The organism is Nostoc sp. CCY 9925 (assembly GCF_963920935.1).
GTDB lineage: Bacteria > Cyanobacteriota > Cyanobacteriia > Cyanobacteriales > Nostocaceae > Nostoc.
The window spans coordinates 113,854-127,868 of the sequence record NZ_CAWUDO010000009.1; the positions used below are offsets into that span (position 1 = coordinate 113,854).

The window sequence follows — 14,015 nt, forward strand, 5'->3', positions numbered from 1 at the left end:
TTATCTGTAGTTGTGTTTTTAAAACTACATAGAAATAAAATATATAATTAATTACTAAATATCAAACCGAGATTGTACTTAATTTTATTAATTAATGCTGAAATTAAGTTGTAGAAACAAAACTATGAAAGTGGAAATTTTATTGGAAGAACAAAAATTGAATTGACAGTAAAATTACATATAGAGTTAAATAAATTTATTTAGCATTCAATAATTACTAAATAAAAGTTAATAAATAGTATGTATATTTACGCAACTAATAAAAAAAAGGGCATTTTGCCCTTTGTTGTAGTTAATTTATAGCTATTTCGCAAAAACCTACTTACCCCCGAAATAAAAGGAGATAAGGGTTAACTCTTGTGATGAAAGCTGATGCTGACAGAATTGTGGTTCTGAATGCCAATCAGTTAGGTAACTCAAGAGGATTTAGCTATGATTTGGATTCAACCCGACCGTAAAATATACCGCGAATCTTAACTTCTTTAGGTTCGCCAGCACCTAAATCAGTATCAGATGGCTGTTCACTCAGGAAAGTACCAGCAATTTCACCACTGGCGCTATCTACCTTAGCTACTTGCAGAGAAATCTTGCCGTTGAGAATTTCTGCACGCTTGACGTTAGTGCGGGTGAGTTGTTCATCATCCGCTTGGGCAGGCAGAGCCACGGCGTTATCATAGCCACTAACGACACCACGACCTTTGGGATCTAGGAAAGCAGCACCACGATAGGAAGGTACTTTGAAAGTGCCTTCAAAGTCAGTGGAGGTGTTAATACTGGTCAATTTGGGTTGGGTTTGAGCAACCAAGTTTTTGATAGTGAACAAGAAAGGTACTCTCTCACCACCAGGGAGTTGCACGGTAATGGCTTGGAAGTCAAGACCATCAGTTTCCACAAGAGTCAGGCTATTATCTGAGTTGATTTTTAGGTCGCCTTGTACCTGGTCAATGGTGGAAGTGTATCTAGTCAACAATTTGCCAGCAACAAATTCTGCTTCTTGGCGTTTATTAGCAGGTTCTTCTTTAACGAAGAAACTAGTTGGTTCCAAGCAAAGTTCTTTGATGGTATAGGACTGGCTAGAATCAAGGGGAATAGAACCACGGCTTGTTTCTGATAGTTGAGGGCATTTGTTAGCCAAGCCAGTGCCTCGAATTTGTTCATAAGTGAGTACATCCCTACCACTACTAGTAGCAGGAGCATCACTACAAGCAGTTATTAGCCCCAGGCACAAAGCCAAGAATGCGACAATTAAAGCGCGATACCTCATGGTCAACCTCAATCTCAAAAATTAATATCTAAGTTGTAAAACTGCATCGAACTGTGTTATGTATGTGACGCCACTACATACGCCTATTGTTTGATGGGTAAATCAGCCAGATCATACGATTTTTTTTAACTCAAAATCAAAGTACTCTATTCTCAAGCAAGAATGTTCTGATCCCCTCTAGCTCCCGTGAAGGCTGTGCTAAACGGTACTACGCTGTTTTAGAAGCGATCGCAATTGTTTTTCATAAAAGATACAAATCTAGTTATACTTAGGCGTGATTGAGGAAGTGGGGGACGTGGGGATACAGTCAGTTGAGGAAAACTCTACACAAGGTTCGTCTCTTTGGGTAAAGTGACAGTTAAGGAATCAATGCCGGGAAACTAGGGAAAATTAAAAATCTCCGGTAAATTTGAGTTGACCTCATTTACACGGAAAAGGTGGGATGGACAACAACAAAACTATTGAATCAGAAAATTTGTCTTCTAAGCTGCAAGCGATCGCAACTGTGGTACATGATACAGTTGAAAGCTGTCAAGGCCATACTGTAGCTCTTTTGGCTTTGCTGCGAGAATTAGAGCAATTACACCGAGAAATCCGAGATGGGGTTTTTCAAGAGAGTTTGCCTGTCAACCGTCGCCAACTCTACTCACTGCTGAAAGATATTGAATCTGAGGGAGGCTGGCCTTATATTGAGCGGATGAAATTACAAGCGTTTTTAGCGAATTTGCCCCAACAAGACGCCCAAGAAAATAGCCCTGAGTTTTTGGAGAGCGATCGCTCTTTTGCTTGATCGAGTCGAAATCAGCTGTTAAACCAAGAGTCATTGGTCATTTGTCATTTGTCAAGAACCAATCCCTCCATGCGCCTCTGCCTAGAGTATGCCATCACAAAGACGGCGATCGCGCTGTTCAAGATTGCGGTTGTGTTTGAGATAATCATCCACCCACTGACAACCACGAACAACCAAGTCATCAAGATCTAAATTCCAGAGAATTATTGTGTTGTCATCACTAGCTGATGCTAGTGTTTGACCATCTGGGCTAAAACTGACACTTAATACTGGAGCCTGATGCCCATTGAGACTTTTAATTAATTTGCCTTCACGGCTCCAGAGTTTCACTGTACCGTCCCAACTAGCGGCGGCGAGTAATTTTCCATTGGGACTGAAAGTTACGGCATTGACGCTATCGCTATAGCCCTTTAACAAGGTTTTTAACAATGTACCATCGCGTCGCCAAAGTCTTACAGTGTTGTCCCAGCTGGCAGAAGCTAGCAATTCGTCTGTGGGACTAAAGCTGACACTCAATACCCAACTGTCATGGGGCGAAAAAGTTTTGATTAAAGTACCATCTCGCCGCCAGAGTTTTACTGTTTGGTCATCACTGGCAGAAGCTAAAAACTGATTATCAGGGCTGAAATTGACGCTATTCACCCAGGCGTGATGTCCCACTAAGGTTTTGAGCAACTTGCCTTGACGATTCCAAAGCTTTATCGTTTTATCTTTGCTAGCTGATGCCAAAAACTTGCCATCTGGGCTGAAATTCACGCTCATCACACTATCGCTATGTCCGTGGAGAGTGACGATTAAACTACCGTCAAGCCGCCAAAGTTTCACAGTTTTGTCATAACTTCCTGAAGCTAGGATCTCGCCTTTAGGGTCAAAATTAACACTTGGAACTTTATCTGTGTGCCCTACTAAGGTTTTGTAGAGTCGGGTTTTTGCCTCGCCACTACTGGTGTCTCTTTGCCAAAGTTTGACAGTGCGATCGCTACTACCAGAAGCTAGCATCTGGGCATGGGGACTCCAAGCAACGCTCAAAACTCGATTCTCATGCCCTTGGAGAATAGACGGTCTTGGCGCATCTAAACTCCAGAGTTTCACGTTTTTGTCAAAACTTCCCGAAGCCAGCAATTTATTATTGGGACTGAAAGCTACGCTAGCAACAGCATCGTTGTGTCCTTTGAAGGTTTTGAGTAAGCTGCCAGTAATACTCCAGAGGTTTATGGTGTTGTCTTCACTTCCGGAAGCTAATTTTTTACCATCCAAACTAAAGCTTAAACTCCAGACTGTATTGCTATGCTGCTGTAAAGTTTTGTAAGGAAGAAAGTTAAAACTGTCAGTACTGGTGTTTTCTTCTCGCCGCCAAAGTCTTACTGTTTTGTCTCGACCTGCGGACGCTAACAGTTTACCGTCAGGACTGAAAGCAACCACCGTTACACCTTGCTGATGTCCTTGCAAAGTTGTAACCAAGATGCCATTCCGTCGCCAGATTTTTACTGTTTTGTCGTCACTTGCCGAGGCGATAAATTGACCATCAGGACTGAAGCTTACCCAGTTAACCCAGCCGCCATGTCCCCTGAGTATTTTTACTAGACTACCGTCTTTGCGCCAGAGCTTGATCGTTGCATCCTTACTGGCAGTAGCTAATAATTCGCCATCAGGACTGAAATCAACGCTATAAACCCAATCTCCATGTCCTTTTAAGGTTTTATCTGGCTGGGTATAAAATTCACCTGTAATCGGGTTTTGCCGCCAGATTTGCACTGTTTTATCCAGACTGGCGGAGGCTAGGGTTTTTCCATCAGGGCTGAAGCTGACGGCGGTAACCGCGTCATTATGACCTTTGAGAGTTTGTAGTAAGGTACCATTAGGACGCCAAAGTTTCACTGTCCGATCTCGACTCCCTGATGCTAGCAACTGACCATCTGGGCTGAAAGTTAGTCCCCAGACAATATCGGTATGCCCTTCTAAGCGGTTGACCTCAGTTACTCCGTAAACTGCTTGTTGCAGGGCTGTGACTACCCGCATTCGGGTGTCTGGTTGCACAAACTCTGCTTTTTGAAGTCGTTTCCAAGCCCGTAAACTTTCTAATAAGGCATCAAATTCTTTATTAGAGGCAAATAAAGCTTCGCTAGCAGCTGCGATCGCACTAATTTTTAAGTTGGTTTCACTACGTTCAGCTCGTAAAGTTTGACTAATTGCTGCTCTTTTCTGTAAGTCAGCTTGCCACCATAATGCTGCTATTGTTACCCCCATGATTGACAGCACTATGCCTGCTACACGTGCTTCTTTTAACCGCCTTTGCAAAACTAAATTGAGTTGCTGTTGACTAAGTTTTTGGGCTACTTCTGCTTTCTTTTTTTCCAGTTTGATTTTTTCTAATTCGGCGACAATACCATAATTGTTCTTTTGACGAATTGGTTCAACTAAATAATCGTGGACTAACTGGTAGCGATCGCCTAATTCTTCTCTGACTCGCAACACCAACCCCGAACCTACTAATATTTCTAAAATCAGTTCGCCAACTGTGTTAAAACCTGAGATTGTCTCGATATCATGATTATTAGCTAATGCAGCAGCTAAATCAGCTTTAGTTTTTAATGGTCGCGTGCCTTTTTCATCAGTTAACTCAAATAATAATTTCCAACTTAACTTTTCGTTTTCTTGACCGCAGTCTTTGATAACTTCCCCCAGCCAGCGTTCCACCAATTTTGTCCAGCCACCGCAAAGTTTATATTGTCCGAGTGTGGTAATGTTTTCTACTTCTAGTTGAGCGCCGACTATTTGTAATTCAATTGGATGTACTTCGCCTAGTTCTCCTGTCAAATCCTCTACTAATCGATTAATTAATTCATCACTCAATTCATAATGTGAACGTTGAGTCAGACTATAAATTATAGCCTTGGCATCCTGACTAGAAAATTTCCCTAAATAATAACGAATGTCTTTATCGAGGATATTTTGATTAATTACCCCTAAATTATATATATAAGTACTATTTTTCTGACTCAAACGTTCAAATTCTAATAAATAATGTAAATAGTCTTCTCTCAATGAAAGAATAATTTTTACATAAGAAATATTTAAACATTCACTAAAAAATTTATAAAATTCTATTCTTTGTGTGCTAGGGTTACTAACAAAGAAAAACTCTTCAAACTGGTCGAATATCAGAATTATTGTATGATTGCGCTCAGTTGCCAATCGGATATTTTCAAGCAGTACAGAAGGTGTATAGTCGAGATTAACTAATATTCCTGCATGTACTAAAGCTTGGTTGACACTACTTAGCAAAACTGTAACCCAATCAGTATAAACAGACAAAACAATAGGTACAGGAATGCGTTCGCCGATAGCTTTTCCTCTGAGTGCTGGTACTAAACCAGCTTTGAGAATTGAACTCTTTCCTACACCTGATTGTCCATAAATGACTGTAAGTTTATAGTCAGCACGAGCAATTCTTTCAATTAAGCGATTGACATCCTGCTGTCGTCCAGAAGCAGATATTTCTTGGGCGACTTCCTCAGGAATAAACGGTATTTTCTCAGCTTCTAATACTGGGTTAATTTTGGAGCGTTGTGGCTGCAATTGACTTGCACCAATGAAAGCACGAAAGCCATACTGATGTTCTATTTGAATTTTTTCTCGTTTGAGCTTGAAGGCTTCTGTATAGTCATGACGCTCAAAAAAGTAAAGTGATCGCAATTCCTCTAAAATCTCTAAGTAAAGTGATGGTTGATGTTGTAGCTCACAAACTACCCTCGCCCATTCCAAATTATTGATTGCTTCTTCCCACTCACCTAAATGTCGCTGTGTACGTGCTAGTAACAGGAGATACCAACTTTCTTGTCTTCGGGAAACTTCTGTTGCTGCTTCACATATAGAAAGTGCTGTATTTGCTAGCTCATGAGCCAGTACCCAATTTGACTCAGAAGCTGCTACATTTGCCAAAAAACCATAATTTTGAGCAATTTGTAGTGGATTTGCATAAATTTTGTGTAGATGTAATGATTTTTGAGCTAATTCTTTTAATTCATCCCAAGCTTTTAAACGTTGGAGCATTTCACAAACAGGTGAAATAAATTTAGCAACTAAATCTTCTCTTTCTACCTCTTCTAATATTTCCAGACATTGTTTAAACCATAAAAGAGCATGTTGGCAATAGCTACTATTAGCACTGTGGTTTAAGTCTGCCATCCGCCGATAGCATAGCCCCAGGTGAAATAGTACTATTGCTTGCTTAAGTAAAGATGAGGGAGATGATGGGCATGAGGGAGATAAGTGTAATTGTTCGCTAATTTTCCCCACTTTCCCACTTTCTAACTCTGCCACTCTTTTTGTTTCCTTCTGCCACAGTGCTAGACTTCTTTGATAATTGGCTAAAGCACCGTTAATTTGATCGTTAGCGTATTTATCTCGCCCCAAAACAAACTCTAAACTTGCTTCTAATCCTGGTGTTAATTGAATGCCATACAAGCGCAGCAAATCATTACGCGCTGATTCTATTTCGTGGCGGTGTTGGGATTTGGGATCTAAATCTAAAGAAGCATTAGATAAAAATGTTTCGGCACCTGCTTCTAAAACTTTAGCAAATAAAGATTCCGCTTCTTGATTAATCAAAGCAATTAAATCTGTTTTTGCCATTTCAAATTTAATAGTGGTTGCAGCCCAGCTTTTGAAATCAGGAGCTAATCTGGAAAGCAATGATGCTACTTCATCTTGTAGCCACAATACTACTGGAAATGGAAAAGTCGCAGCATAGATATCTCGTGCTTGGTTGATGCCTGTAAGTAAGTTTTCCAAGTCAATAACTGACTCAAGACCAAAAACCATAACAGCTGATGGCAAAGAGTCTGTGACAACAACAGGATTATTTAGAAATAGTTCTGAAACTATTGTGTTGTGTAAGGAAATAGTTGATGAATTGAGAACGATTTCTCTAAGATTGATGTCTTTAGTGAGGGAGCGAATATTTTCTAACATTTGCTCCCGTAATTGCCCGTAATTACACCGGACTAAAATCAGAGCAAATTGACCTTCAGAAAGGGCGATCGCTCTAATCAGTCTTTGTAAAGTATGTTGATTTTCTTTGGTCATTGGGTATGGGGCATTGGGCACTTGTACTGAGCGACTTGTACCGACTTGTGCTGACTTGTGCTGAGCGTAGGCGAAGTAGCGCAGTGGAAGTAGCGAACGCGAGTGCGTCTCGTAGAGAAGTCGAGGTAAGCCGTTGGCGCAGCCTCTCGTAGAGAAGTATTGGGCATGGGGCATTTAGCCATTTGTTATTTGCAAATGACTAATGACAAATGACTAATTACACTTAAGTTACCCAACAGTGTTATTTGTTTTGTTGCCAAGCCAAAACTTTTTCTGTTTCTGCTAGGGCTGGACTGATGCCAAACCAGCGCCCCACAGGATCGCGATATTCAAACAGATACATGCTTCGTAGTAAGCTTTGGTAGTCTGACTCGCCCTTAACTCTTTGCTGTTGCACTACCTCAAACAATAATTCCCATTGGGATTCATCAATAGCTAATAGCAAATCATCGCGGTAGTCTTTAATCACAGCTTCTAAGCAGTCGCTAGAAAAAGGTGGATCTTGTCGTTGTAGACAGCTATAAAGTAAACCCAGTAGGTTACGAATGTGGCCACCACTAACGCGGCATAAACGATCCAAGGTTTGGGAGTTATCGAATAATTCAGTAATCAGTGACAGTCTTGTATCCAAAGGAATTTCTGGAAAAGCTCTTGCTAAGACTAATTGGCGTACCAGTGACATTCCTGGTTCGTAGTCGTTACCATCTCTTTGTCGCAACAGCACCATCGGCAGTACTTTAGGTGCAATCCCTCCGCCCAAGCGATTTTTCAGTGTCTCGTACTCATTAGAAAAAATTAATGCCAAGGGAATTGTGTAAACTAGGTGGCATTTGAGTCGGCGTAACTGTTCGCCTCGGTCGATGAATAGGTATTCTGGTTGCGATCGCCCTGATGCTAAGGGACGCATATCAACTCGATCCAAGTTATCTACAATCACTACCAGTCCTTTTTGACCGCGCAGCTTCAGTTGATTGACAGCTTTTTCTAGAATTTCTTCATTAATCGCTTGCAAAATACTGTTGGTGCGAGGTTCCAGATATTGCCTCAGTTGATTACGCAATTGGTTGCTATCTTTGGTTTTGGCGGTAATTTTGGCAATTCCCAAGGATAACTCTGCTTCTGCTGAAAGTTCTATGGGACTTTGCAAAAAATCGCCTACTTCTTTAAACAAATTGGTAAAGTAACCAGGCTTGAGTTTGATACCAATCCCTTCTAAACTAACACTGACTTGACGGGCTACACTCAGCAAAATATCGCTGACATCAATATCAGCCATGTCTAAGTCTTGACTGGACTCAAAATAAACCACATGAAATCCCGCCAATTCTAGTTCTGTTTTCAGGCGCTGCAACTCCGTAGATTTGCCACAGCCAATGTGACCGGTAAATAACTGGCAGGTTGGCTCGTCCGGAGAAATACGGCAGATTGTCCGTTGCAATTCTTCCACAATCTTGCAACCACGTACATCAGCAAAATCTATGTAATACTGTCGATCTAGCACGTTACTTACATTTAGTGTGTAGCTGGGATTACATGCTTTATAAAAACGTGACAAGTTTAATGTCGTTCTCATGTATGTTGAGGTGTATGTAAATGTGTGTGTAGATGCAGTTTAGTTCATATTTTTTATACAAATAATCTCTAGCCTACATTTAGGCATACACTTGATTTGCAAGTTGGTAGTGTCTTGCAACAGACAGCACTCGTAGCGATCCTGGAACGAGTAACTGTGAGTATATGGTAGAGATTTAATTGACCCTAATAACGCTAAGCATATCTGTCCTTTTTACACCTGCTATTGAGGTTTTGACAATCTCTGTTTATATAGCTGATGAGGTAGGACTGGTATGAATTATAGCAAGGTATACAGAGATTCAGAAAAACTTATTTATCATTTCACATTCTATTTGTCAATAAAACAAAATTAGAAATATCTAAATTAATATTTTGTAATCATTTAGAGAAAAAACTTCGATGAAAACTTGTCAAAAAGACTACAGTCAGTTAAAAATGGACACCGGAAACTTTAATGACAATAATGACTAGCGCCACGATTTTTGTATAGTTACTGTAAAGTGTTACTAAAAATAAAAAAAGTCTTGAGGAGTGCGGCTAACAGATGCCGACAGTGTTTACTGAAATTAATAATGATACAAACACATCAAGGAATTTGGACTGCAAGGAAAAAGGGGTTTGAATGGCTGGCATAATATCAGTTTCCCGCACGGATCTAGCCCAGCGTCGTAAAAAATTGCGTCGGCAACGGCAGATGAAAATTATTCAGGCTATCTGGCGAACCTTTGCCATTACAGCTTTGGCAAGTGGATTGCTGTGGGTAGCAGTCCAACCAGTGTGGATGCTCAAAGCTTCTAAACAAATAGCGATCAAATCAGGCAATAAATTACTGTCGGATGAGACAACTCGATCGCTGTTGGTGCTATCTTACCCCCAGTCATTGTGGCGAATTGAACCGTCAGCGATTGCCAACTCCTTGAAGAAACAGCCAACTATTGCCAATGCCATCGTTAGACGCCGCCTATTTCCTCCTGGCTTAATCATCGATATCCAAGAACGAGTACCTGTGGCGGTGACTCAAACACCAACAGTGCAAAATCAAGGCACTAGTAACAAAAAAGTAACAATTGGCTTACTAGATGCAAGTGGAGTTTGGATACCCTTAGAAAAATACACATCACTCAATCCCAGCAGAAAATTACCCAATCTCAGAGTTATTGGATTGCCAAAACAATACTGCCTCTATTGGAGTCAACTTCATCAAGCTATCAGCCAAAGTCTGGTAAAAGTGATGGAAATTGATTGTCAAAATCCAACGAATTTAATTTTGAAAACAGAACTAGGAAAGGTGCATCTTGGCACTCCAGGTCCCCAATTATCTGAACAAATCAAAGTACTAGCCCAAATGCGGCATTTAACAGCAAAACTCAATTCTGGTGAAATAGAGTATATTGATTTGAAAAATCCCGAGTTTCCATTAGTACAAATGAACCAAGAAAATCCCAAATTAACTCCCAAAATTCCTCGAAACATTTAGGGTATCTCATGTATTGAGCGCTCTTAGTAAATTAAGAAGCTTTATGCTGATAAATATATTTATTATTTTTAGCTTTCTCGCAAATTGCAGGAAAACCGGCATTAACTTCTAATTAAAATGAGAAGATCAACCATAAAATCTCCATTGCTGAGTAAAAAGCCCCCAATTGCGATCCTAATATCTATCTAATGGGGTGCAAGATGCTGGACAATCTAATAATGGCACATAGCGTGGAAAACGCTTTTTGCCCATACATTCTTCCACTGAACTCAGTGCGGAAAGACAAAAATGTTTGAGTTTTTCATTAAAATCTGACTCACAAGCAGAGGACACTGATGAAAACGGCTGAAGCCACCATTCAAGTGCAGAGCCGAAACTATTCTGGCTTTCGTCTTTTTAAGGCACTTTGGAACTAGCCGAACAGGTCATTGTAAGAGAAATTTTGATCTTTTTTTGTCGGTGCAACTCATGTAGTCTCTTGCAATAGAATGTTGCTACAACAAAGTGTCCAGTAAGACTCCCCAAATAACAAATTAATCAGGTATAGTCTGACAAGCAAATTATTCCTTACTTACATCTCAAAGATAAGTAAGTATCATGTAAATTTTGTGTCTTCAATTGCAATTATCCCCAATGGCGAAATCTATTAACAATATTATTAAGGCAGATGAGGGCGGCTGTAGCATGTGGTTACAAGTTATGCCATCTGCTGAGGAAAATGAAGAGATCGATGTCTGGTTGAAGTTATACAGAAGACTTTTAGATACATGTACGTATTTAAATATATTCAACGTAATTATGCAGAAATTATTGTTGTTCAAACATATCTGTAGTAGTCTGGCTATATTTGACTACGTAAGATGGAATTATACTTCTGTAGAATTCGCTGTGCGATCGCCCGCCTTAAAACCTCACTCTAGAGTAAATTTTCGCACAGCGAATTCTGTTAGGCTTGGCAGTAGTGAAAACAATAAAAAACGCTGCCATAACATTGTGGCAGTGCCAAACTATAGTTGACTCCTAGTTGAATAACACCCCAAAAAGTCGTTTATCTACCTCTCACAAATCCAATGACACTTGATAATAACCAAGGACTTACCTATAAAGATTCCCAATCTACCGGACAGCCCGGTTTCTCTCTGGCAGTTAACTCAACCAACCCCTTTAACTCTGGGCTGAACTTCGGACAAAATCACGATAATAAGAAGATTTCTCCTGAAAATAGCCGCATTGGTGAGATTGTCCCTGGTCGGGTTGCCAACATTAAAGTAATTGGTGTCGGTGGCGGTGGCGGCAATGCTGTTAACCGGATGATAGAGTCTGATGTCTCTGGTGTAGAGTTTTGGTCGATTAACACTGATGCCCAAGCCTTGACCTTAGCTGGTGCTCCCAGTCGATTGCAAATTGGACAGAAGCTAACACGGGGTTTGGGAGCAGGTGGTAATCCTGCCATTGGCCAAAAAGCAGCTGAAGAATCACGAGACGAAATTGCCACGGCTTTAGAGGGTGCAGATCTAGTTTTCATTACCGCTGGTATGGGAGGTGGCACTGGAACAGGTGCAGCCCCGATTGTGGCAGAAGTAGCCAAAGAAATGGGCGCTCTGACTGTTGGTGTGGTTACACGTCCATTTGTTTTTGAGGGACGCCGCCGCACCAGCCAAGCAGAACAAGGTATTGAAGGACTAAAGAGTAGGGTAGATACGCTGATTATTATCCCCAATAACAAACTGCTGGAAGTGATCCCGGAACAAACCCCTGTGCAAGAAGCTTTTCGCTATGCAGATGATGTGTTGCGTCAAGGGGTGCAAGGAATTTCTGATATCATCACGATCCCAGGTTTGGTAAACGTTGACTTTGCCGATGTCCGAGCTGTGATGGCAGATGCAGGATCGGCATTGATGGGAATTGGCGTTAGCTCTGGGAAATCTAGAGCCAGAGAAGCGGCGATCGCAGCTATTTCTTCACCTTTACTAGAATGTTCCATTGAAGGCGCTAGAGGTGTTGTATTTAATATTACTGGTGGTACTGACCTGACTTTGCATGAAGTGAATGCTGCCGCAGAAGCAATCTATGAAGTAGTCGATCCCAACGCTAATATTATTTTTGGAGCTGTAATTGATGACAGGCTTCAAGGTGAGGTAAGAATTACTGTAATTGCTACTGGGTTTACGGGTGAAGTACAAACAGCACCACAACAAAGCGTCGCTAACGTTCGGGTAGCACCCAATACTCCCAAGCGCCCAGCAACACAGCAACCCACAGTTAACCCTCAAACCCCAACTCCAGCTCCAACTCCAATTCCAGAACCAAAAGAAAAATTGGGACTGGATATACCTGATTTTCTGAAAAACCGACGTACACCACGGAATTAAGAAATTTTGGATTTGAGATTAACTTACCAGTCTTAGACTGGGGTGAGTGCTGTATAAAATATGCTAGTTTCAGGGTTTTACCAAGGGTAGGGGTAAGCAATCACATTGCCATCCCTAATATTGCTAATTGGTACAGATACTTTCTCAAGACTACTTACAGAATGAACTTGGGCAGGAATCCGGTGATTCCCGTGTCTAGCTGTGCTTTTGCTAGAAAAAACACGAAGCTTGCTCGACTCAGGATGCGTAGGCCTGACCCGTCATAGACATCGCTACATCTACCCCTGCGATCCATTTAACTAAGTAAATATATTTACTTAAAGTAGGTGGCGTAAAAAAATTGATTAGGCAAGTGTCCTAACTAGGTAGATTTCCTAAGAATAGGACACAAATAAAAAAACGTAGATATAAATTATTTTTTGATTTTTAAAATTTGTTCAATCCATTGAATAACCTGATGAGCTAGACGAGTACCATCTAGGCGGTCAATCTCACGAATTCCGGTGGGACTGGTAACGTTAACTTCAGTTAGGTAACCACCGATAACATCAATACCCACAAAAATTAAGCCATCTTGGCGTAAACGTCCAGCTATTTGGGTGCAAATATCTTGTTCTCTTGGAGTAATTTCGGTTTGAGCGACTGTACCACCAGTTGCCATATTATTGCGAAAATCAGTACCGCTAGAAAGGCGATTGAGAGCACCTATGGGTTCGCCATTGAGTAAAATAATTCGCTTGTCTCCTTCTTTTGCTTGTGGTAGATAAGTCTGTACCATGACTGGTACTTTACCTTGGAGAGTGCTGAGTTCGATAATGGAGTTGAAATTGCGATCGCCTGATTGCAAAATCAAAATTCCTTCTCCAGCTTTGTTACCCAATGGTTTGAGAACCGCAGTGCCCTTTGTTTCCACAAATTGCCGGATAAACTGCTTATCAGCACTAACAATTGTTTCTGGAATTGCCTTGGTAAATTGGAGGGCGTACATTTTTTCATTAGCCCCTCGGATACCGTTGGGACTGTTAATCACTAAAGTTTTATTTTGGTCAATGTAATCGAGAATATAAGTAGCATAGAGGTAGGCATCATTGACTGGTGGATCTGTCCGCATGAATACGGCGTCCATTGTTTCTAATGAAGTCAAGGAGCTATCGCTCAACTTATACCAAGGATTCGCCGCTAGCCACCGTCCCTCTACCAACTGCACTGGTACAAGTTCTACTCGCTGTAGGACAGCCCAAGCTTTGCCCTCCACCACACTCAGCAGATTTGTCTGAGTCACCCAAACTTCGTGTCCCAGGATTTGCGCTGCTTCCATCAGGGCAACACTGGTATCATGACACGGGTCAAGCTGATGGATGGGATCAATGATAAAAGCCAGTTTCACGCTGTCTGCCTCAATCACCAGAAAATTAAATGGTTATTCAATCATTATCTCCTGATGTTCTC

8 protein-coding genes are annotated in these 14,015 nt (G+C 41.1%); 4 read left to right on the forward strand and 4 right to left on the reverse strand.

Translation table 11 applies throughout. From position 1 onward, the window contains the following. Positions 1 to 430: 430 nt before the first annotated feature. Positions 431 to 1,264, reverse strand: a complete 834-nt coding sequence (locus tag ACM0OY_RS07535) for a photosystem II manganese-stabilizing polypeptide (RefSeq protein WP_414568233.1) — start codon at positions 1,262 to 1,264, stop codon at positions 431 to 433. A 442-nt stretch (positions 1,265 to 1,706) separates the two neighbouring features. Between ACM0OY_RS07535 and ACM0OY_RS07540 the strand changes: the two genes are divergently transcribed. Continuing rightward, on the forward strand, positions 1,707 to 2,054 hold the full coding sequence (locus tag ACM0OY_RS07540; protein WP_414568234.1) for a hypothetical protein: 348 nt from the start codon (positions 1,707 to 1,709) through the stop codon (positions 2,052 to 2,054). A gap of 81 nt (positions 2,055 to 2,135) precedes the next feature. Here ACM0OY_RS07540 and ACM0OY_RS07545 read toward each other — a convergent pair whose 3' ends face one another. Together ACM0OY_RS07545 and ACM0OY_RS07550 are read right to left on the reverse strand one after the other, a co-directional pair. Then, the gene (locus ACM0OY_RS07545; RefSeq protein WP_414568265.1) at positions 2,136 to 7,142 is read right to left on the reverse strand and encodes a hypothetical protein; all 5,007 of its coding nucleotides are present in this window, start codon (positions 7,140 to 7,142) and stop codon (positions 2,136 to 2,138) included. Between the two features lie 241 nt (positions 7,143 to 7,383). After that, positions 7,384 to 8,715, reverse strand: a complete 1,332-nt coding sequence (locus ACM0OY_RS07550; RefSeq protein WP_414568235.1) for a P-loop NTPase fold protein — start codon at positions 8,713 to 8,715, stop codon at positions 7,384 to 7,386. A 624-nt stretch (positions 8,716 to 9,339) separates the two neighbouring features. Here ACM0OY_RS07550 and ACM0OY_RS07555 point away from each other — a divergent pair. The 3 genes from ACM0OY_RS07555 (at position 9,340) to ftsZ (ending at position 12,566) form a co-directional block, all read left to right on the forward strand. Next, a complete protein-coding gene (locus ACM0OY_RS07555; protein ID WP_414568236.1) occupies positions 9,340 to 10,194 on the forward strand; it encodes a cell division protein FtsQ/DivIB in 855 nt (284 codons plus the stop codon). A 633-nt stretch (positions 10,195 to 10,827) separates the two neighbouring features. Then, positions 10,828 to 11,211, forward strand: coding sequence for a hypothetical protein (locus tag ACM0OY_RS07560; protein ID WP_414568237.1), 384 nt, complete (start codon positions 10,828 to 10,830; stop codon positions 11,209 to 11,211). A 53-nt stretch (positions 11,212 to 11,264) separates the two neighbouring features. Beyond that, on the forward strand, positions 11,265 to 12,566 hold the full coding sequence (gene ftsZ, locus ACM0OY_RS07565) for a cell division protein FtsZ (protein ID WP_414568238.1): 1,302 nt from the start codon (positions 11,265 to 11,267) through the stop codon (positions 12,564 to 12,566). Positions 12,567 to 12,978: 412 nt separating this feature from the next. On the opposite strand, the gene gshB is transcribed toward ftsZ, so the two are convergent. Next, on the reverse strand, positions 12,979 to 13,953 hold the full coding sequence (gene gshB / locus ACM0OY_RS07570; protein WP_414568239.1) for a glutathione synthase: 975 nt from the start codon (positions 13,951 to 13,953) through the stop codon (positions 12,979 to 12,981). Positions 13,954 to 14,015 lie beyond the last annotated feature (62 nt).

Bases quoted from the DNA above. Each gene is read 5' to 3' on its own strand.
- ACM0OY_RS07535 (WP_414568233.1), bottom strand. From the start codon at position 1,264: ATGAGGTATCGCGCTTTAATTGTCGCATTCTTGGCTTTGTGCCTGGGG.
- ACM0OY_RS07540 (WP_414568234.1), top strand. From the start codon at position 1,707: ATGGACAACAACAAAACTATTGAATCAGAAAATTTGTCTTCTAAGCTG.
- ACM0OY_RS07545 (WP_414568265.1), bottom strand. From the start codon at position 7,142: ATGACCAAAGAAAATCAACATACTTTACAAAGACTGATTAGAGCGATC.
- ACM0OY_RS07550 (WP_414568235.1), bottom strand. From the start codon at position 8,715: ATGAGAACGACATTAAACTTGTCACGTTTTTATAAAGCATGTAATCCC.
- ACM0OY_RS07555 (WP_414568236.1), top strand. From the start codon at position 9,340: ATGGCTGGCATAATATCAGTTTCCCGCACGGATCTAGCCCAGCGTCGT.
- ACM0OY_RS07560 (WP_414568237.1), top strand. From the start codon at position 10,828: ATGGCGAAATCTATTAACAATATTATTAAGGCAGATGAGGGCGGCTGT.
- ftsZ (WP_414568238.1), top strand. From the start codon at position 11,265: ATGACACTTGATAATAACCAAGGACTTACCTATAAAGATTCCCAATCT.